Here is a 21,099-nt window from a genome sequence, read left to right as displayed (position 1 = left end):
CTGGTCACCGACAGCGCACCGGGCACGCGCCCGGGACATGACGGCGCCGCCGCCCGGCCCAGGGAAGGACCGGACGGCGGCGCGGCGATCAGGCGGTGGAACGGTGAGGGGATCAGGGGGTCAGGGTCCAGCGGGCGATGTGGCCGACGTCGATGTTCGCCCGGTCCTGTACGCGCAGCGCCCAGGTGCCGTTGAGCGGCTGGGCCGAGGCGTCGACGGTGAAGGTCTGGTCGACGTTGTCGGCGGAGCCGCCGCTGCGGTTGAGCAGCGGGTAGACGGTGCCGTTGGGGCCGACGAGGTCGACGACCAGGTCGCCGCGGTAGGTGTGGACGATGTTGACGTAGACCGAGGTGGTCGCGGAGGCGTTGCCCTCGCGGCCGCTGATGGTCACCGGGGACAGGACGGCCGCCCCGTTGTCGGGGATGTCCACCCGGGTGGCGTTGGAGTAGACGTAGGCGATCTGCCAGGTGAAGGTGTCCGAGGCCCTTGCGCCGGTGCTGTCGGTGACCGTGACGGTGACGTCGTTGGTGCCGAGGGTGGCCGGGGTGCCGCTGATCAGTCCGGTCGGGCTGATGCTCAGGCCCTCGGGCAGGCCCTCGGCCTCGTAGGTGAGGCTCGCCCCGGAGTTGGTGGTGTAGGCGTCGAGTTGGAGGCCGACCTCCTGGTTGACGCCGCTAATCTGGTCGGCGACCGGGGCGAGGTTGACGCCGAGCGCGATGCGGTTGCCGACGTTGATCCCGGCCCAGGCGTCGGCGACGGCGAGGTAGGTCGGGCTGTAGGCGCCGAACAGGTCCGCGGCGGCGGACAGGGTGGCGGTGCGGGCGCCGGCGTAGTTGGTCGTCGAGGTCATGTACGTCGTCAGCGCGCGGTACCAGATCGCGGCGGCGTTCTCGATGCCGATGCCGGTGACGGGCTGCCCGTCGTAGGTGGGGCTGTCGTAGTCGACGCCGTTGACGGTCTTCGGGCCGCTGCCCTCGGACAGCAGGTAGAAGAAGTGGTTGGCGGGGCCGGACGAGTAGTGGACGTCGATGCCGCCGAGCGTGGAGCTCCAGTTGTCCTTGGACGCGCCGTCCTTGGAGGGCTTGTCCATGTAGCGCAGCGGGGTGCCGTCGCCGTTGATGTCGATCTTCTCGCCGACGAAGTAGTCACCGGGGTCGGCGGGCAGGTCCTCGTGGAACTCGACGGCCGCGGCGAAGATGTCGGAGGTGGCCTCGTTGAGACCGCCGGACTCCCCGGAGTAGACGAGGCCCGCGGTGGCGGCCGTGACGCCGTGGCTCATCTCGTGCGCGGCCACGTCGAGGGCGGTCAGCGGGTGGGTGTTGCCCGAGCCGTCGCCGTACGTCATGCAGAAGCAGGAGTCCTGCCAGAAGGCGTTGACGTAGTTGTTGCCGTAGTGGGCGCGGCTGTAGGCGGCGACGCCGTCGTTGCGGATGCCGTTGCGGCCGTAGCTGTCCTTGAAGTAGTCCCAGGTCGCCGCGGCGCCGTACGCGACGTCCACGCCCGCGGTCTGGCGGTCGGACGGCTGGCCGTTGCCCCAGACATCGTTGTCGTCCGTGAAGAGGGTGCCGGTGCCCGAGGTGCCCTGGTTGAGGTCGTACGTCTTCTGGTTCGCGCGGTCGGGGTCGACGAGCTGGTACGTCGATCCGGACTGCGTGGTACCGATCTCGACGTCGCCGACGAACTGGCCCTTCCCGGAGCCGGTGTGCACCTTCTCCGCCGCAAGGAGCTGCTTGCCGGTGGCGGCGTCGGTGACGACCTGGAGTTCGCTGGGGGTGCCGTCCTTCTGGACGCCCTCGACGACGGTCTCCCAGGCGAGCACGGGCTTGCCGGCGCCGGCCCACACCACGAGCCGGGGCGCGCGCTCCGTCTCGGCGCCCTTGACCTTTGTCTTCTTCGACGCGGCGAGGGCCTTGCCGGCGGCGGCGGACTTGGCGATCTTCGGACTGAGGGTGTTCAGGGAGAGGGTCGCCTTGCTGGCCCTGGTCACGGTCGTACGGCCGCCCTTGTCGTGGACGACGAGGTCGCCGCCGAGGACGGGGAGTCCGGCGTACGTGCGCTCGTAGCGGGTGTGCGTGGTGCCGTCCGCGTCCTTGACGACGTCCTTGACGAGGAGCTTCTCCTTGCCGCCGAGGCCGATCCGCTGCGCGGTGCCGGCCGCCTCCGACTGGGCGCTCTTGATGAGGGCCGTGCGGCGGGCGGGGGTGAGGGCGTCCGGGGCGGCGCCCGCCCGGGGGGTGGCGGTGATCTTCGCGGGGCCCGGGTCGGCCGGTGCCGCCGCGGCCAGACCGGGAGCGGCCAGGGCCAGCAGGGCCCCGACTGCTGTGAGGGCTATACCGGTGGTGCGTCTGCGCCGGACGAGGGCGCGGTGTCGCAGTGACAAGGGGGGCTCCTTCGGGACGGTGGCCCGTGTGGGGGCCGTGGACGAGAGGACCGGCGGGGTGTGCCGGTCCGTAGCGCTGCACGGCATGCGGGTGGAAGGAGGTGGGGGGTGGCAAGACGTCCGTTCCGCGTGATGGTCACGTGGACGAACGGTGAACTCGAGCAGAAGGGTGACACCGGACCCTTGCGTTTGTCATGCGACCGCCAAAGTGACGGCTTGAATTGGCCTCGCAAGCCGGGTCAAATGGGCGCGGCGAGCGCGGGATTTCGGCCGCGCGGCCCCACACGGCCCCGCCATGTGCGCTGACCGGCGGAGACGGCAAGATGGGGCTCATGAAGTCTCTCACCGCGGCAGGCCTGCGCATCGTGGACGGGTGGGCCGAGCCCGAGGGGCTGATCCCGCCCGTCGTGACCAGCCAGGCCCCGAGTTGCCCTCCTGAGGAGGGGCGCGTCGAGGCCCTGCGGGACGTCCTCGAACCGGACCTGCGCGAGAAGGCCAACGCCGACTGGTACCGGCTGTCGGTCGAGGCCGGACTCTTCACCGAGACCGACCGCCGCTTCCTGCTCGCGCTCCAGCCCGAGGGGAAGTACCGCTCCCGGTGGTTCTGTGTCGAGTTGGGGAGCGAGTGGGACATCATGGGCGCCGGCGCCGCCGGCCTGCTCGGCAGCGCCCCGTGCCGCCCGGAGTTCCGCATGCTCTCGCTCGACGGCAACGTCCTGTGCTTCGCGACGACATGGGAGCACGACATCAGCACCTCCGTGCTGACGGCACCGCATCGATCGAAGGTCCTGCGGCGGTGGGCCGAGGCGGTGACGGACGGCACGATGGACGACCCGGACGAGCCACCGGTGAGCCTGGCGGCACGCCGGTGGCTGGACGTCACCGCGTGACCGGCAGGACAGCCCTTAGGTGCCCGTCACCCCGTCCAGCCGTTCGCGGAGCAGGTCCGCGTGGCCGTTGTGGCGGGCGTACTCCTCGATGAGGTGGACCAGGATCCAGCGCAGGGAGACGCCCGGGTCACCGACGTGACCGGCCTCCCGTTCGGAGAGGCGGCCGACGTCGTCGAGGGAGGCGTCGGCCGTCAGTTCACGACCCCGGGCGATCTGCGCCTGCCAGGCGGCCGTCGCCTCCTCCAGGCCACGGTCCGGGGCGAGGGTGAAGCCGTCGGTGTTGTCCTCGCCGAAGACGGGTGGCACGTCCAGGGACGCGAAGACGCGCTGGAACCAGTTGCGTTCCACTTCGGCCATGTGCTGCACCAGGCCGAGCAGCGTCATCCGCGAGGGCGGCACCGCGGGCCGCCGTAGCCGTTCGTCGTCGAGGCCCGCGCACTTCAGGGCGAGGGTCGCGCGGTGGAAGTCGAGCCACGCCTCCAGCATGGTGCGCTCGTCGGCGTGCGCGGGAGGGACGGGCCGGCCGTCCGGTGTCGTGGTCGTCGTCATCAGGCCACCGTGGCATCAACAGGTCTAGAGAGCAGGGGACTTCGCTCGCGACGAACGCACGGCGTGTCGTGGGCCGGGGTTGCCCGTGCCGGGCCGGGGAAAGGCTTTTCACGCTCGTTTCACCCGTCCCACGGGAAGGACAGGAACCAATGAGCCCTCTTCTCCCTCGCGTCTCAGCCCGCCTCACCTCTGCTCTCGCCTTCGCCCTGACGGCCTCGGTGCTCGCCGCCTCCGCCCCTACTGCGGCCGCCCCGAGCGAGGCGGGACCGCATCGGCCGTCCGCCTCGAAGGGGTGGTTCACCTCGTGGGCCAGCTCTCAACAGGGGCGCGCGGCAGAGGAGTTGAACGACCAGTCGGTGAGGATGATCAGCCATCTCAGTCAGGGCGGTGACTCCCTGCGCATACGGCTCCAGAACACGTTCGGCGAGACGCCGTTGACCGTGACCGCCGCGACCGTCGCGCACAGCGACGGCACCGGGGCGGCGACGGAGGGCGATCCGGTCCCCGTCACCTTCGCTGGGAGCGGCACGGTCGTCGTCCCGGCCGGCGGCGAGGTGTGGAGCGATCCGGCCCGGCTCCGCACGGCGGCCCAGGACGACGTCGCGGTGTCCGTCTCCTTGTCCGGCACCGTGACCGCCGGCATCCACAACAGCGCCTTCCGCGACAACTACCTGACCCCGCCCGGCTCCGGGGACCACACCGCCGACGCCTCGGGTGCCGCGTACACGCGGACGACCGGCTCGACGTATCTGGTCAGCGCCGTCGACGTGCACAACCCGCGGCTGCGCGGCACGCTCGTCGCGTACGGCAGTTCGGTGGTCGACGGCACCGGGTCGACCGACTGCGGTCCGGGCTGTCAGCGCCCCGGCGAGAACCTGCGGTGGACGGACTTCGTGGCGCGGCGCATCACCGAAGAGCTGCCCGCCGACCGGCAGTTCACCGTCGCCAACGCCGGGATCGGGGGTACCACCAGTGCCGCCACCTGCCCCCGCACCGACCCGTCGCTGCGCGGCCTGGACGCGATGTCCCGTCTGGAACGTGACGTCCTCGCCCTCCACGGGGTGACCGGGGTGCTCTACTACTACGGCACCAACGACCTCGCGGCCGGATGCGGTGCCGACCAGATCCTGGACAGCTACCGGGAGGTGTTCCGGCGGCTGCGGGCGGCCGGCATCAAGGTGTACGTCACGCCGATCACCCCGCGCCCCGGTTACACCGACCAGAACAACCGGGACCGGCACGCCGTCGGCACGTTCGTCTCGACCTGGAACACCTGCGCCGGCACCTGTGACGGCGTGCTGCCGTTCGACCAGGTGCTGAGGGACCCGGTGAAGCCGAACGGCATCAACCCGCCGTACGACACCGGGGACGGCGTGCACGCCAACATCGCCGGTCAGGAGGCCCTCGCGGACATCGTGTCGCTGCCGATGCTGGCGGCGTCCGCGTCCCGCTGAACCCGTCCGCATGGGTCGTCACTTCGGTGTCGCGGTTGCGACATGTCCCACCTGTGCCAGCGAAAACGAGTGACACGGTGATCACCACCGCCGGATTCTGTCCAGCGCGCGGACATCCCCACGCGCTGGACGGAAGGCACTGCACTCATGAGACGGATCCGCCTGGTGGCGGCGATATCGACAGGACTCGTCCTGGCGTCCGGCGCGGTGGCACCGGCCGCCGCCCCCTCCGATACGGCGTCCCCCTCCCGACAACCGGCCCCCAAGGCACCGTCGCACCCTGTGGGCACCGTTCGCCTCATCACCGGCGACCGGGTGACCGTGGGCACCGACGGCGAGGGGCGGCGCACCGCCTCGGTGACACCCGGACCCGGACGGCGTGGCGTCGTCTTCCGGACGTACGAGGAGGACGGGCGGCTGACCGTCATGCCGTCCGACGCCGGGAACCTGGTGGCGGCCGGGGTGGTGGACCGTGGCCTGTTCGACGTGGGCGCGCTGCTCGCGCAGGGCTACGACGAGGCGCACTCCGACGCGCTGCCCCTGATCGTCGCCGGGGCCGACGGTGCGGCGGCGTCCGCCGTGAAGCGGCTGACGGGCCTGGCCGAGGACGGCTCCCCGGTCCGCCGCCTGGACAGCATCGGCGCGCGTGCCGTGCGGGTCGCGGACGGCGACCTCGGCCGGTTCTGGAAGCAACTGACGCCGGATGCCGACGGGTTGAACTCCACGCGGACGGCGAGCACGCCACGCGTGTGGCTGGACGGCCGGGTGCGGGCCACTCTCGACCGCAGTGTGCCGCAGATCGGCGCGCCGGACGTGTGGAAGGCCGGCCAGCAGGGCGAGTCGGTGAAGGTGGCCGTGCTGGACACGGGTGCGGACCAGACGCATCCGGATCTCGCGGGCCGGATCTCCGAGGCCCGGAACTTCTCCGACAGTTCCGGGACCGGGGACGTCTTCGGGCACGGCACGCATGTCGCCTCGATCGTCGGCGGCAGCGGCGAAGCCTCCGTCAACGGCAAGGGTGGCAAGGGCGTCGCGCCGCGGGCCGACCTGATCGTCGGCAAGGTGCTCGGTGACGACGGCTTCGGGTCCGAGTCCCAGGTGATCGCCGGCATGGAGTGGGCGGCGGGCAGCGGTGCCAAGGTCGTCAACATGAGCCTCGGCTCGGACGTCCCGACCGACGGCACGGACCCGATGAGTCTGGCGCTGAACGAACTCACCGAACGTACCGGCGCGTTGTTCGTGGTCGCGGCCGGCAATGCGGGCGAGTTGGGCAGGGGCACGATCGGCTCCCCCGCCGCGGCGGACGCGGCGCTCACGGTCGGCGCGGTCGACCGTGAGGGCGGGCTCGCGCCGTTCTCCAGCCGTGGTCCCCGGGCCGGTGACGACGCCGTCAAGCCCGACCTGACGGCACCGGGTGTGGGCATCGTGGCGGCGCGCGCGGACGGCACGACCATGGGTGAGCCGGTCGACGCCCGTCATGTGGCGGCCTCCGGTACGTCCATGGCGACCCCGCATGTGGCGGGCGCGGCGGCGCTGCTCGCTCAGCGGCACCCGGACTGGAGCGCGGCCCAGCTGAAGGACGCGCTCGTCAGCACGGCCCGTACGGCGTCCGGTCAGGAGGTGACCGAGCAGGGCGGCGGCCTCGTCGACGTGGCCGCCGCCGCGCTGGGCCCGGTCACCGCGACCGGCACCATCGCCCTGGGCCCGCTGCGGACGGGCGGCGGCGAGCCGCGTACGGCACACCTGCGGTACACCAACACCTCGGGTACGGCCGTCACCCTGGCGCTCACCGCGCGCCTGGCCACCCCCGGAGGACGGACGCCCGGCGAGGGCGCGGTGAAGCTCGGCTCCTCCTCGGTGACCGTGCCCGCGGGCGCCACCGCCGACGTACCGCTGACGGTGGACCCGAACCGCGTGCAGCGGGGCGACTACTACGGCTATGTGACCGCGGCCTCGGCGGACGGGAAGGTCACCGTGCACACCACGGTCAGCCTCGCCGTCCAGGGGCCCACGCACTGGCTCACCGTCCGTACGATCGACCTCTCCGGCCGGCAGGTGGAGGCGCTGCCGAACATCTGGGGTCCGGACGGCTTCGTCGGCTACACCAGCACCGAACCCGCCGTCGCCGAGGTCGAGGAGGGCACGTACCAGCTCGACTACTCGACCCTGGACAACGCTTCCGACGGGCAGGAGCTGCGGCAGGTGGTGCTGCCCGAGGTGCAGGTCACCAAGGACATGACCGTCACGCTGGACGTGCGCAAGACGACCCTGGTCGACATCCGCACGCCCCGCCCGGCGGAGCAGCGCGGCATCCTCAGCTACCAGACGTACCGGAAGATCGACGGGCGCGCTCTGCTCGCGGGCACCATGTACTTCGACGTCGGCCGACGCCTGTACGTGAGCCCCACCAAGGCCGTCACCGACGGGACGTTCGAGTTCGCGTCCCGCTGGCAGTACGTCGCGCCGATGCTGCGGATGAAGGTGTCCGGCGGCAAGGGCGGCCCGGCGGCGCCGGACGCGTTCTACATGCCGTCCTCGCCGCTGTTCGACGACAAGGGCGTCAGCCTGACCGCCGTCGACGCGGGGGACTCCACCGCGCCCGACTTCTCGAAGGCCCGCGGCAAGCTGGCCGTCCTCAGCCATGAGGACTCGATCGACGAGCGGGCCCTGACCGAGCGGGCGGCCGCGGCCGGCGTGCGGGGCATCGTGTTCGTGCACTTCGCCGACGTCGCCTGGACCCGGTGGCACCCCGACGGCGACCGCTGGGGCGTGCCGACGATCCGGATCGGCAAGACGGAGGGAGCGGCCCTGCTGAAGCGGATCGGCAAGGGGACCACCACGGTCCGCCTCACCGGCACCGCCCGCAGCCCGTACCTGTACGACATCATGCAGGTGTCGTCGCAGCGCATCCCGGAAAACGTCGTGCACACGGTCTCCGAGCGCAACAGCGCGGTCGTGCGCAGCCGGTACGCCGAGAACGGCGGCCTGCCCTGGGCGAGCGAGCAGCGTTTCGGGCGCCGTCCGTACCAGGACACCGCCTGGCTGCAGTACACCCGCTATGTGCCGACCGGGTTCGACCGGACCGAGTACGTCAGCAGCGGCGACACCGAGTGGCAGCACCTGGTGCACCACGAGACGACGTACGACGTGGACACGCCGCTGCGCGCCGGTATGGCGGACGCCCCGCGGACGTACCAGGCGGGCGAGCACACGAACGACACCTGGCAGGCGTCCATAGTCCGGCCGTCCATCCCGCGGGGCACGACGACGCCGTCCGTGCGCAAGGGTGACGTGGTGAGCGTGCGGATACCGGAGTTCACCGACTCCCAGGCGGGCCACCGGTCACGGCTCGTCGAGGGCGGCGGGGGCGGCGGCATCGGTACGCGGGCCCCGCAGGGCGACGCGGCCGAGGCGGTCCTGTACCGCGACGGACGGCAGGTGGGGCGGGCCGACGGCGGCTTCGCCGACTTCGAGGTGCCGTCGGGCACGGCCGGCTACCGGCTGGACCTGACCACCTCGCGGAACTCGCCGGAGTGGGCGTACGCGACGGGCACCGAGACGTCGTGGACGTTCCGTTCGGGCACGGCGGACACGCAGGCCACGCTGCCGCTGCTCCAGCTCGACTACGACGTGCCGGTCGACGCGGACAACGCCCTCCGCCCGGGCCGTACGCACACCGTCGGCGTGTCGGTCCGCGCCCAGGACGGGCTCGCCGCGCCGCGCGGTGTGAGCGTCCAGGTCGAGGTCTCCTACGACGACGGCCGGACCTGGAGCCGGGCCGGGGTGAAGTCGCGGGGGCACAACGCCTTCGCGGCCACCGTCACCAAGCCGTCCCGGATCCACGGCGACGCCTTCGTGACACTCAGGGTGACGGCGCGTGACACGGCCGGAACCTCGGTCCGGCAGACCGTGAAGCGGGCCTACCTGCACCGCGGCTAGGCCGCATACGAGGGTGAGTGGGCGGGCAGGGCCGCCCACTCACCCTCACCGCCTGTCACATGCGTGGAGTACGGTGTCCGCCGTTCGGGTTGGCCGGAAGTCGCGGGGAGGACACCATGACGCTGGAGGCCGCAGGGGTGTCGGAGGCCGAGGAGAACGTCTACCGGTATCTGGTGACGGTCAGCCACGCCTCGGCGGCGGACGTCGCCGAGCGCACCGGGCTCGGCCCGGCCGAGACGGAGGCCGTGCTCGACGCGCTGACCCGCAAGGGCATGGCCAGCCACACCGACCTGCTGCCCCGCCAGTTCCGGGCCACTCCCCCGGACGTGGCGCTGATGCCGAGCCTGAAGCGGCACGCCGACGCCCTCGACCTCGCCCGCGTCGAGGCCACCAGTCTGCTGGAGGTGTACCGCGACACGATGCGCCGGCGGGACGCCAGCGAACTGATCGAGGTCATCACGGGCGCCGAGGCGCTGCGCCAGCATCTGCGCCAGATCCAGTGCGGCGCGCGGGACGAGATGCTCTGGTTCTGCAAGGCCCAGTACGTGGCGATGCCGTCGGGCAGCAACGACTCCGAGTTCGAGGCGCTGGGGCGCGGCGTGCGCTACCGGGTGCTGTACGAGAAGGCGTTCTTCGACGACGAGGGAGCCGTTGACAACGTTGTTGCGGGCGTGCGGGCCGGGGAGGTCGCCCGTGCGGTGCCGCATCTGCCGCTGCGGCTGGCGGTCGCCGACCGGGCCGTCGCGATCTGCCCGCTCGTGCCCGGCGGCCCGCAGGGGAACCCGGACGAACCGACCGCCGCGCTCGTCCGGGACAGCAATCTGCTCGCCGCGCTCATCGCCCTGTTCGAGCGGTACTGGGAGACCGCGGTGCCCCTGGACGTCGACGACTCGGGCGCGGTCGCCGGGACGGACGGCGTCGGCGGCCCGGACCCGCTGTCGGCGACGGACCGGCGCCTGCTCGCGCTGCTGGTGGCCGGGGTCGCCGACAAGGCGGTGGCGACCCAGCTGGGCCTGAGCCGGCGTACGGTGCAGCGGCACATCCAGCGCATGATGGAACTCGCGGGCGCGGCGACCCGGATGCAGCTGGCGTGGCAGGCCGCCCGCCGGGGCTGGCTGTAGGAGCCTCTACGGCACGTGGGGCGCGGCCGGTGTGCGCGGCGGCCGTTGCCCGAGCCACTGGTCGGCGCCCCAGGCGCGGAACCGCTCGACCTCGGTGAATCCGAGCTTCGCCGCGAGGCGCATCGAGCGCGCGTTGGCGGTCTGCGTGGCGAGCACCACCGGTTCGCCCGGGAGGCACGCGTCGACCCAGTCGAGCGCCGCCGCGCACGCCTCTGCCGCGTACCCGTGTCCCCATGCCCGCGGCAGGAACAGATAGCCGAGGTCGACCTTGCCCAGGGCCGCCTCGTTGCGGTGCTCCGTCACCCTCCTGACCAGGATCTGGCCGATCATCAGCCCGTCGCGCTCGACGACGAAACTGCCGGGCCACGGCTCGGGCACGGCCGGCACCTCGCGTTCTAGTTCGTCGCGCTGCCGGGGACCACCGAGGTAGGCGTGCACGTCCGGCGAAGCGAGCAGCTCGATGAAGGTCGCGCGGTCCCGGGCCTCGGGGGCGCGGAGCACGAGCCGCTCGGTCGTGATCGGCGCGGGCGGCCAGGTGACGGGTCCCAGTTCGGTCATGGCGGCAGGCTAGCCAAGCCGGGGAAGGCCCGTGCGACGTCCCGGCGACGGCCGGGTCCCACGGTGTCGGTCGCCGCCAACTGCCGCCGCACATACCGGAGATGGTTCAAAGACGTAAGATCGACTCGCGAACGTGTCCGTTCACCCCCACCGGCGCGATGGAGCTGCCATGACGACCGATTCCCAGCCGTCCGTCCAGATCGACACCAGCAGGGCCCACCCGGCCCGGGTCTACGACTGGCTGCTCGGCGGCAAGGACAACTACCCCGTGGACGAGGCGGTCGGTGAGCGGCTGCCGCCCGAGGCGCGTGACGGGGCGCGGCAGAACCGGGAGTTCATGCACCGGGCCGCCGCGTGGCTCGCCTCCCAGGGCACCGACCAGTTCCTGGACATAGGCACCGGCATCCCCACCGAGCCGAATCTCCACCAGGTCGTGCAGAAGGTCGTCCCGTCGGCGAAGGTCGTCTACGCCGACAACGACCCGATCGTCCTGCGGCACGCCGAGGCCCTGCTGATCAGCTCCCCCGAGGGCGCGACCGACTACATCCAGGCGGATGTGCGCGAGCCGGAGGCGATCGTCCGGCACGCCCGGCGCGTCCTGGACTTCGACCGGCCCATCGCGCTGTCGCTGATCGCCCTGATGCACTTCATCACCGACGAGCAGGACGCCCACGGGATCGTCCGCGCCCTGGTCGACACCCTGCCGTCGGGCAGCCATCTGATCCTGTCGCACGCCTCGTCCGACCTGTTCCCCGAGCTGTCGGACCAGGTCGTCGCCGAGTACGCGAAGGGCGGCATCCGGCTCGCGTTCCGGCCCCGCCCGGAGGTGGAGCGGTTCTTCGACGGGCTGGACCCCGTGGCGCCGGGTCTGGTGACGGCGACGGAGTGGGCCCCGTCCTCCCCCGCCGCCGAGGCCGAGCCGAGCGGCATCTACGCGGGCGTGGCGCGCGTGCGCTGAGGCGGTCGCCCCGGGGAGGGGTGGGGCAGGGGTGGCGGGACCACGACTCGGACGGCGACTTTGTCTCCGTCATGAGAAAAGTACCGAGATCTTGTGCGGAAGGGGTTCCGGGCGCGGACGAAGGCCGCTAACTTCCGGGAACTGAAGCGGTCATGAGGCCCCGCGGTACCCGTGGGGCCTGTGCTCGACGGCGCGACGGCGCGCGCCCGCAACCCCCCACCGGTGGTCGTCCGGCGTTCCTCCGGCGACCGCCGCCACCCCACCCTCTCCTGGAGGAGCCGTGCGCACGAGATCGCCCTTACCCAGACGTGTCCGCACCGCGCTGCCGGCCGTGGTGTGCGCCCTGGCCCTGGCCCTGCCGCTGGGCCCCGCGGCGGCGGCCCCCGGCGAGGCACCCGCCGCGCCCGGCGGACGTGCCGCCCCCGCCGCGGCGGCCGAGGACTTCCAGCAGGTCACCCTGGCCAAGGGGGTCGCCGAGATGGGCGAGCCCATGACGATGACGGTGCTGCCGGACCGCTCGGTCCTGCACACCTCGCGGGACGGCACACTGCGCCGCACCGACGCGGCCGGCACCACCACCGTGGCCGGCCGGCTCGAGGTCTACAGCCACGACGAGGAGGGCCTGCAAGGGGTCGCCGCCGACCCCGGGTTCGCGTCGAACCGGTTCGTCTACCTGTACTACGCGCCGAAGCTCGACACCCCGGCCGGGGACGCCCCGTCGAACGGCTCGGCCGCCGACTTCACCCCGTTCGACGGGGTCAACCGGCTCTCCCGGTTCGTGCTGAGGAGCGACAACACGCTCGACCTCGGCAGCGAGAAGAAGATCCTGGACGTGCCCGCCTCCCGCGGCCTGTGCTGCCATGTCGGCGGTGACATCGACTTCGACGCGGCGGGCAACCTGTATCTGTCCACCGGCGACGACTCCAACCCGTTCGCCTCCGACGGCTTCACGCCGATCGACGAGCGAGCCTCCCGCAACCCGGCGTACGACGCCCAGCGTTCCGCCGGCAACACCAACGACCTGCGCGGCAAGATCCTGCGGATCAAGGTCAACGCCGACGGCTCGTACGCGATCCCGTCCGGGAACCTGTTCGCGCCCGGCACCGCGAAGACGCGGCCCGAGATCTACGCGATGGGCTTCCGCAACCCGTTCCGGATGAGCGTCGACCGGGCCACCGGCACCGTCTACGTCGGCGACTACGGTCCCGACTCCGGCACCGCCAGCCCCTCCCGCGGCCCCGCCGGACAGGTCGAGTTCAACCGCGTCACCAAGGCCGGGAACTTCGGCTGGCCGTACTGCACCGGCAAGAACGACGCCTACGTGGACTACGACTTCGCGACCAGCACGTCCGGCGCCAGGTTCGACTGCGCCGCACCGAGGAACACCTCGCCACGCAACACCGGCCTCACCGACCTGCCGCCCGCGCAGCCCGCCTGGATCCCCTACGACGGCGGCTCCGTCCCGGAGTTCGGCAACGGCTCGGAGTCCCCGATGGGCGGCCCCGTCTACCGCTACGACGCCGCCTCCTCCTCGGACGTGAAGTTCCCGCAGGAGTACGACGGGGACTTCTTCGCCGGTGAGTTCGGCCGCCGCTGGATCAAGCGGATCGAGTCCGGCGGCGACGGAACCGTGCAGTCCATCAACGCCTTCCCCTGGGCCGGCACCCAGGTGATGGACATGGCCTTCGGCCCGGACGGCGCCCTGTACGTCCTCGACTACGGCACCGGCTACTTCAACGGCGACGAGAACTCCGCGCTGTACCGCATCGAGCATGTGACGGGCGGACGCGCCCCGTTGGCGCAGGCCAAGGCGAACGTCACCTCGGGCAAGGCCCCGCTGGCGGTGTCGTTCTCGTCGGCCGGCAGCAGCGACCCCGACGGCGACACGCTCAGCTACGCGTGGACGTTCGGCGACGGCGCCACCTCCACCGCCGCGAACCCGTCCCACACCTACACCGCCGAGGGCCAGTACACGGCCACGCTGAAGGTCACCGACCCCGGCGGCAAGTCGGCCACGGCGTCCGTGCAGATCACCGTCGGCAACACCGCCCCGACGGTCCGGATCGACACACCCGCCGACGGGCAGATCTACGACTTCGGCGCGGCCATCCCGTTCAAGGTGACGGTCACCGACCCGGAGGACGGCACGATCGACTGCTCCCGGGTGAAGGTCAACTTCATCGTCGGGCACGACAGTCACGGACATCCGCAGACCTCCGCCACCGGCTGCACGGGCACGCTGCAGACCCTCGCGGACGGCGAGCACGACCCCAACGCCAATATCTTCGGGGTCATCGACGCCGAGTACACCGACAAGGGCGCGGCCGGCCAGCCCGCGCTGACGACGCACGACCAGCGGGTCACCCAGCCCAGCCACCGCCAGGCCGAGCACTACGGCTCCTCCGCGGGCGTGCAGATCATCAGCAAGACCCCGGCGCACGGCGGCCGGACCGTCGGTGAGATCCACAACGGCGACTGGATCTCCTTCACGCCGTACGCTCTCGCCAACGCCCGGTCGTTCACCGCACGAGTCTCCTCGGCGGGCGCGGGCGGCACCATCGAGGTACGGGCCGGCTCCTCGACCGGCACGCTGCTCGGCACGGTCACCGTGCCCGTCACCGGCGGCTGGGAGACCTTCCAGGACGTCACGACGTCGCTGAGCAACCAGCCGGCCGGGTCCACCTCGCTCTTCCTCGTCTTCAAGGGCGGCGGCGGAGCGCTCTTCGACGTGGACGACTTCTCCTTCAGCACCGCCTCCGGAGGCGGCAGCCGCACCGGTGAGGTCAAGGGCGTGAACGGCAAGTGCCTGGACATCGACGCCGCGGGCACCGCCGACGGCACCAAGGTGCAGATCTGGACGTGCAACAGCACCGCCGCCCAGCGCTGGACCATCGGCACCGACAGCACCTTCCGGGCGCTCGGCAAGTGCCTCGACATCGACAACGCCGGCACCGCCGACGGCACGAAGATCCAGCTGTGGACCTGCAACGGCTCCGCCGCCCAGCAGTGGGCTCCGCAGGCCGACGGCACCGTACGCAATCCCAACTCCGGGAAGTGCCTGGACGCCTCGGGCGGCACGTGGAACGACGGAACCGCAGTCCATCTGTGGACCTGCCACACCGGACCCAACCAGAAATGGACCCTGCCGTAGAAGGGAGGCACCTCGTGATGCGCACTCTGTTCAAAGCGGCCACCGCGTTGTTCGCCGGCGCCGCGCTCTGCATGTCTCCCCAGGCCTCGGCGCTGCCGGGCGGGGCACCGGACGCGCCCGCGAAAGCGGCGGCGGCCGACACCGCCTACCGGATCCTGGTCTTCTCCAAGACGGCGGGCTTCCGTCACTCCTCGATCGACGAGGGCATCGCCGCACTGCGTGATCTGGGAGCGGCGAACAACTTCACCGTCACCGCCACCGAGGACGCGGGAGCCTTCACCACCGCCAACCTCAGCCAGTACCGCGCCGTCGTCTTCCTCTCCACCACGGGTGACGTGCTCGCCGGCTCCCAGCAGACGGCGCTCGAGCAGTACATGGGGGCGGGCGGCGGGTACGTCGGCGTCCATGCCGCCGCCGACACCGAGTACGACTGGCCGTTCTACGAGGGTCTGGCGGGCGCGCTCTTCCAGTCGCATCCCGCGATCCAGCCCGCCACCGTCAAGGTCGAGGACCGGTCGCACGACGCCACCGCCCATCTGGGCCGCACCTGGCAGCGCACCGACGAGTGGTACAACTACCGCACCAATCCACGAAGTTCGGCGCATGTGCTGGCCTCGCTGGACGAGTCCAGCTACTCCGGCGGCACCATGTCGGGCGACCATCCGATCGCCTGGTGCAAGGACTACGCCGGTGGCCGCGCCTTCTACACGGGCGGCGGCCACACGGAGGAGTCCTACGCGGACCCGGCCTTCCGCCGGCACCTCCTCGGCGGGGTCCGCTGGGCCGCCGGACTCACCCAGGCCGACTGCCGCCCCGAGACCGGCTACACGTCCCTGTTCGACGGCGGCGGTACGACCGGCTGGAAGCAGGCTGGGCCCGGTGGCTTCACCCTGGCCGACGGCACCCTCACCTCGCACGGCGGGCTGGGCCTGCTCTGGTACGACGCCAAGGAGTTCACCGGCGACTACTCGCTCAAGCTGGACTGGCGGATGAGCGGCGACGACAACTCCGGTGTCTTCGTGGGCTTCCCGGCGTCCGACGACCCGTGGTCGGCCGTGGACAACGGCTACGAGATCCAGATCGACGCCACCGACAGCGCCGACCGGACCACGGGCGCCGTGTACGGGTTCAAGTCGGCCGACCTGGCCGCCCGGGACGCGGCGCTCAACCCGCCGGGCAGCTGGAACACGTACGAGATCCGGGTCACCGGGGAGCGGCTGGAGCTGTTCCTGAACGGGCGGAAGATCAACGACTTCACGAACACCGATCCGGCGCGCAGTCTGCGGCAGGGGCACATCGGTCTGCAGAACCACGGTGACGGTGACGAGGTGGCCTTCCGCAACATCCGGATCAAGCAGGCCGGGAGCCCGTCCGGCCCGCGCACGGGTGAGGTGAAGGGGGTGAACGGCAAGTGCCTGGACGTCGACAACGCGGGCACCGCCGACGGCACCAAGGTGCAGATCTGGACGTGCAATTCCAGCGCCGCCCAGCGCTGGACCATCGGTGACGACAGCTCCTTCCGGGCGCTCGGCAAGTGCCTGGACGTCTCCGGCGCCGGCACCGCCGACGGTACGAGGATCCAGCTGTGGACCTGCAACGGCACGGGCGCCCAGCAGTGGACGCCCCAGGCCGACGGCACCGTCCGCAACCCCTTGTCCGGCAAGTGCCTCGACGCCTCGGGTGGCACCTGGAACGACGGAACCGCCGTCCATCTGTGGACCTGCCACACCGGACCGAACCAGAAGTGGACCCTGCCGTGACGGCAGGGCGGTGACAGCCGTCGGCCCCCACTCGGTCGGTGCGAGTGGGGGCCGACGGCCTCCCCGGGCCGCTACTCCCGGAGTCCGATCCCCCGTACCGGGCTGACGCGCAGCACCCGGCCGATGGGCAGCAGCACGGCGACCAGGGCCAGCGTGACCGTGCCCGCGACGATCGTGACCCAGCCGAGCAGGGGCACGTACGGGACGCGTTCGCCGGTGACGGCGTTGACGACCGAGGACAGGGTGACGACGGCGATGGCTCCGCCGATGGCGAGGGCGACCCCCAGCAGCCCCGCCTGCTCGGCGTGGATCATCCGCTTGATCTGGCCGCGGGTCACCCCGACCAGGCGGAGCAGGGACAGTTCCCTGGTGCGGGCCAGCGCGGCCATGATCAGGGTGTTGGCGGCGGCGAGGACCGCGTAGCCGACGAGGACGAGGATGAGCATCCGGTTGAGCCAGGCGCTGACGGCGAGGTCCGCCGCGAGGTCCGCCGTCAGCCGGTCCGTGCCGGTGACGGCGGCCCCCGGGTACTGGCGGGCGAGGGCGGCGAGGGCCGCGCTCACCTCGGCCGGGGAGGCGTCGGCGGCGGTGCGGACGAGGATGTGGTCGTCCAGGCCGGTCCGGGTGTGCCCGGCGAGCGTGGCCTTGCCGAGGGTGACGTCGCCGAAGCCGAAGCCGCGGTCGTAGACGGCGACGACCCGCAGGGTGACGGGGGTGCCGTCGCCGAGCCACAGGTGTGCCCGCTCGCCCACCTCCCAGCCGGCGGACCCGGCGAGTGCGGTGGACACGGCGACGGTGTCCTTGCCGCCGAGGGCTTCGAGGTTGCCGGAGCGCACGCCGAGGTCCATGGTCCGGTCGGCGCCCTTCGGGTCGATGCCCTGGGCGGGTGCCGTCGTCGGTTCCAGACCGCCCCGTACGACCACTGCCGTGCGGCGTACTCCGGTGGCGGCCTCGACTCCTGGGACGCGCCGGGCCTGTTCGGCCGCGGAGGCGGGCAGGCCCGTCCCGCTCACAAGGGCGTGCTGGGCGCGGGTGCCGTCGTGGGCCTGCGCCTCGGTCTGGCGCTGGAGGTTGTCCTGGAGGAACCACACGGTGCCGCCGAGGCCGATGGAGAGCACCAGCGCGGTCAGCACGGCCACCATGCCGCGGGCGCTCGCCCGCAGATTGGCGGCGGCGAGATAGCCGCTGTTCCCCCACACCGTGCGCAGGACCGGGGTGAGCAGACGCGCCGCGCCCTGGTTGATCCAGGGGGCGAGCAGGGCGATGGCGAGGACGAAGGTGTACAGCATGCCGATGGCGGCCCCGAGTGCCGTGTCACCGGCGGTGGCACCGGTGACCCCGATCAGGGACACGCCCGCCGCGAGGAACACCAGGCCGGACACGATCCGCGCCCGGCCGCCGAGGCCCTTGTCGACGGCGGCCTCGCCGAGCGCCTCCGTCGGCCTGATCCGTGTGGTGCGCAGGGCGGCGATCCACGCGGCGGTCAGCGCGACCAGGGCGACGGCGGCGGTGACCGCGAGTCCGGACAGCAGGCCGCCGCGTACGGTGAACGTCTCGGGGACGAAGTGCCGGTTCACGAGTTCGTCGCGGATCCAGCCCGTGGCGGCCAGGCCGGCGGGGACGCCGACGAGCGCGGCCAGTGCGCCGAGCAGGCTCACCTCGGCGAGGATCATCGCCCGGACCTGGCCGGGGGTCGCCGCGACGGCCCGCAACAGGGCGAGCTCGCGGCGGCGGTGACGGACCGACAGACCGACCGTGGAGGCCGCCACGAAGACGATGATGACCGCTGCGTAGCCGCCGAAGGCGCTGCCGGCCTGGACGGTCAGGTCCCGGGCGGCGGCCGCCTCGGGTTCCTCGGCCAGTCCGCGGTCGGCGCCGGTGTAGGTGGTGGCGCCCGCGCGGTCCGCGACACGGCGGACGGCCGTGACGACGGCCGCCGTGTCGGCGCCTGGTTCGGCGAGCACGCCGATCGCGTCGAACCGGCCGGGGCGCGGGTCGAGTCGGGCCGCCCGGGCGTCCGTGAAGAACAGCGCGCTGCCGCTCCCCGGGGCGGCGGGCGCCTCGACGATGCCGCTGACCCGTACCGCGAGGGTGCGGCCCCGCGTGACGATCTCGGTGCGGTCGCCGACGTGCAGCCGCGCCGCGTCCGCCAGCCGGGAGTCGACGGCGATGTCGGCGTGGGACCTCGGTGGCGCCCCGGCGACCAGCCGGTACGGGGCGAGCGGGGTGCTCGACCAGCCGTGCCCGGTGACCCGGGTGCCGGGCGCGGCGGCTGCGGTGACCGGTATCCACCGCTCGCCCACCGCCTTCGACACGCCCGGCAGGCCGGCGATCCGGGGCACGAGGGACTCGGGGACGCTGCCGCGTTCCGGCAGGGACAGGGTCGTGGACTCCTTCTCCCCCAGCGTGGTGTGGGTGACGGTCAGGTCCCGGTCGGCGACGACGGCGACGGTCCGGGCGTAACGCTGCGGAGTGCCGTGGTACCGCAGTCCCGACTCCACGAGCAGGGCACAGGTCATCAGGACGGCGATGCCCGCGGCGAGCGCGACAAACGTGGCGACGAACCCGCCCTTGCGGAAGCGCAGCATCTGCGCGGCCAGGGACAGCACGGCTCAGCCCTCCCCGTGCACGGCGTACGACGGGCGCCCCAGGTGGGCCAGTTGCTCGGCGATGCGGGCGGCTCCGGGCTGCGGCATGTCCCGTACGACGCGGCCGTCGGCGAGGACGACGACGCGGCCGGCGTAGGACGCGGCGACCGGGTCGTGGGTCACCATGATCACGGTCTGGCCGGCGTCGTCGACGACGGCGCGCAGCAGCGTGAGCACCTCCGCGGCGGTCTGGGTGTCCAGGGCGCCGGTCGGCTCGTCGCAGAAGATCACCTCGGGGCGGGAGACGAGCGCGCGGGCGATCGCGACCCGCTGCTGCTGCCCGCCGGACAGTTCGGAGGGCCGGTGGCTCAACCGGGCGCCCAGGCCGACCCGTTCGACGACTTCCGCGACCCAACGCGGGTCGGGGGCGCTGCGTGCGAGCCGGGACGGCAGCATGATGTTCTGCTCCACGGTCAGCGCGGGCACCAGGTTGAACGCCTGGAAGACGAAGCCGACGCGGGCGCGGCGCAGCACGGTCAGGTCCTTCTCCGACAGCGACGCCAGGTCGGTCTCGCCGATCCGTACACGGCCTGAGGTGGGCCGGTCGAGTCCGGCGGCGCAGTGCAGCAGGGTGCTCTTGCCGGAGCCGGACGGCCCCATGACGGCGGTGAAGGTGCCGCGGCGGAAGTCGATGTCGACGCCGGCGAGGGCCACGACGGGCTGCTCGCCGTCGTATGTCCTGGTGACGCCTTCCAGCGTGACGGCACGAGTGGCCGGGGACGACGGGTGCATGCGAAGTACCTTTCGGAACGGGTGAGTTGGGGGCCGGTTCAGACGGTGAGGCCGGGCTGCCGCTTCGGCAGGCCCAGGCGGCCGCGGGTGGCGGCGAGCGCGATGACCGCTCCGGCGAGCGAGGCCAGGAAGAAGGCGTGGGTCACGTCGGCGTGGGACATCCCGGGGAACAGGTCCTCACCGGCGATCGAGAAGTAGTTGTTGACCCCGCAGTGCAGCAGCATGACCAGCGGCATGCTCTCGCCGGACCGGTTGAACACCCAGGTCATCACGAAGCTGAACAGGGCGGCCGTCGCCACGAATTCGACCGGCTCCGTCCAGGTGATGTCCGGGCCGCCGCCCCAGTCGGTGAGGAACAGCGGCAGATGCCAGCCGCCCCACAGGACACCGACGATGAGGGTGGCGACGAGGGGGCCGTGGCGGCGCTGCATACGCGGCATCGCGAACTCCCGCCAGCCCGGCTCCTCCGCGAGGCCGGTGGTGATCAGCTGGGCGATCAGGCCCGGCAGGAACGCGAGGAGGACGGTGGCGGACGGCCGCGCGGGGCCGTCACCGGAGAGCACCACGGAGGCCAGGGTGAGCGCGAGCGGGACCGACACGAGGACGGCGAGATACCAGCGCCAGCTGACCTTGAAGCGGGTCATGCGGGCCCGCCAGGTGCGCAGGCCGGCGCGTCCCTCCGTGAGGGCGATGATGAGCAGCGCCGAACCGATGGGGCCGAGATAGGCGCCGGGCAGGACCCCGGTGAGCTGGGAGGCGCCGGCGCCGCCGGGGAAGGTGAAGTGCCAGACGCCCAGGCCGTTCCCGGAGAGCACATACGGCAGCCAGGCCACCCAGCTCAGTCCGTAGGCCAGAGCGAAGAACCAGGTCAGCGGCCGGCGGCGGACGCTGCCGCGCAACGTGCGGTCGGCCGGTGGTGTGCTGGTCCGTGCGGGGGTGTCGGTACTCACTGGGGATCC

At 72.2% G+C, this 21,099-nt stretch carries 13 protein-coding genes; 7 read left to right on the top strand and 6 right to left on the bottom strand.

Going from position 1 to position 21,099, the window contains the following annotated elements; all coding sequences use genetic code 11:
• Positions 1-112: 112 nt before the first annotated feature.
• Positions 113-2,380 carry a M4 family metallopeptidase gene (locus KBY32_RS11065; protein WP_210979782.1) on the bottom strand — a complete coding sequence of 756 codons (2,268 nt, stop codon included), beginning with the start codon at positions 2,378-2,380 and terminating at the stop codon, positions 113-115.
• 332 nt (positions 2,381-2,712) lie between these two features.
• On the opposite strand from KBY32_RS11065, the gene KBY32_RS11060 reads away from it, so the two are divergent.
• Entirely contained in the window at positions 2,713-3,270 is a 558-nt protein-coding gene (locus tag KBY32_RS11060) for a hypothetical protein (protein WP_247689317.1), read from the top strand.
• A 15-nt stretch (positions 3,271-3,285) separates the two neighbouring features.
• Here the strand turns inward: KBY32_RS11060 and KBY32_RS11055 are convergent, their stop codons facing one another.
• Complete coding sequence (locus KBY32_RS11055; protein WP_210979780.1) at positions 3,286-3,819, bottom strand: DinB family protein; 534 nt, start codon at positions 3,817-3,819, stop codon at positions 3,286-3,288.
• Positions 3,820-4,160: 341 nt separating this feature from the next.
• Here KBY32_RS11055 and KBY32_RS11050 point away from each other — a divergent pair, with 341 nt between their 5' ends.
• The 3 genes from KBY32_RS11050 (at position 4,161) to KBY32_RS11040 (ending at position 10,333) form a co-directional block, all read left to right on the top strand.
• Positions 4,161-5,273: a GDSL-type esterase/lipase family protein gene (locus KBY32_RS11050; RefSeq protein WP_247689316.1), complete on the top strand. Its 1,113-nt coding sequence runs from the start codon at positions 4,161-4,163 to the stop codon at positions 5,271-5,273.
• 147 nt (positions 5,274-5,420) lie between these two features.
• Positions 5,421-9,212, top strand: a complete 3,792-nt coding sequence (locus tag KBY32_RS11045) for a S8 family serine peptidase (protein WP_210979778.1) — start codon at positions 5,421-5,423, stop codon at positions 9,210-9,212.
• 116 nt (positions 9,213-9,328) lie between these two features.
• Positions 9,329-10,333 carry a LuxR family transcriptional regulator gene (locus KBY32_RS11040; protein ID WP_210979777.1) on the top strand — a complete coding sequence of 335 codons (1,005 nt, stop codon included), beginning with the start codon at positions 9,329-9,331 and terminating at the stop codon, positions 10,331-10,333.
• 6 nt (positions 10,334-10,339) lie between these two features.
• Here the strand turns inward: KBY32_RS11040 and KBY32_RS11035 are convergent, their stop codons facing one another.
• Entirely contained in the window at positions 10,340-10,891 is a 552-nt protein-coding gene (locus KBY32_RS11035; protein WP_210979776.1) for a GNAT family N-acetyltransferase, read from the bottom strand.
• Between the two features lie 169 nt (positions 10,892-11,060).
• On the opposite strand from KBY32_RS11035, the gene KBY32_RS11030 reads away from it, so the two are divergent.
• The 3 genes from KBY32_RS11030 to KBY32_RS11020 all read left to right on the top strand — a co-directional run bounded on the left by KBY32_RS11030 (position 11,061) and on the right by KBY32_RS11020 (position 16,760).
• Entirely contained in the window at positions 11,061-11,849 is a 789-nt protein-coding gene (locus KBY32_RS11030) for an SAM-dependent methyltransferase (protein ID WP_210979775.1), read from the top strand.
• A gap of 280 nt (positions 11,850-12,129) precedes the next feature.
• Positions 12,130-15,000: a PQQ-dependent sugar dehydrogenase gene (locus KBY32_RS11025; RefSeq protein ID WP_210979774.1), complete on the top strand. Its 2,871-nt coding sequence runs from the start codon at positions 12,130-12,132 to the stop codon at positions 14,998-15,000.
• 17 nt (positions 15,001-15,017) lie between these two features.
• Positions 15,018-16,760 carry a ThuA domain-containing protein gene (locus KBY32_RS11020; RefSeq protein WP_210979773.1) on the top strand — a complete coding sequence of 581 codons (1,743 nt, stop codon included), beginning with the start codon at positions 15,018-15,020 and terminating at the stop codon, positions 16,758-16,760.
• 71 nt (positions 16,761-16,831) lie between these two features.
• Here the strand turns inward: KBY32_RS11020 and KBY32_RS11015 are convergent, their stop codons facing one another.
• Genes KBY32_RS11015 through KBY32_RS11005 form a run of 3 tightly spaced genes read right to left on the bottom strand, consistent with a single transcriptional unit; the run spans position 16,832 to position 21,090 of the window.
• Positions 16,832-19,369, bottom strand: coding sequence for an FtsX-like permease family protein (locus KBY32_RS11015; protein ID WP_210979772.1), 2,538 nt, complete (start codon positions 19,367-19,369; stop codon positions 16,832-16,834).
• Between the two features lie 3 nt (positions 19,370-19,372).
• Positions 19,373-20,140, bottom strand: a complete 768-nt coding sequence (locus tag KBY32_RS11010; RefSeq protein WP_210979771.1) for an ABC transporter ATP-binding protein — start codon at positions 20,138-20,140, stop codon at positions 19,373-19,375.
• 38 nt (positions 20,141-20,178) lie between these two features.
• Positions 20,179-21,090 carry a type II CAAX endopeptidase family protein gene (locus KBY32_RS11005; RefSeq protein ID WP_308293692.1) on the bottom strand — a complete coding sequence of 304 codons (912 nt, stop codon included), beginning with the start codon at positions 21,088-21,090 and terminating at the stop codon, positions 20,179-20,181.
• Between the last annotated feature and the right edge of the window lie 9 nt (positions 21,091-21,099).

The sequence above is a fragment of the Streptomyces sp. RK62 genome (genome assembly GCF_018070255.1).
GTDB lineage: Bacteria > Actinomycetota > Actinomycetes > Streptomycetales > Streptomycetaceae > Streptomyces > Streptomyces nigra.
Note: the sequence above shows the minus strand (reverse complement) of the source record. Positions and strands in the feature narration are given on the sequence as shown.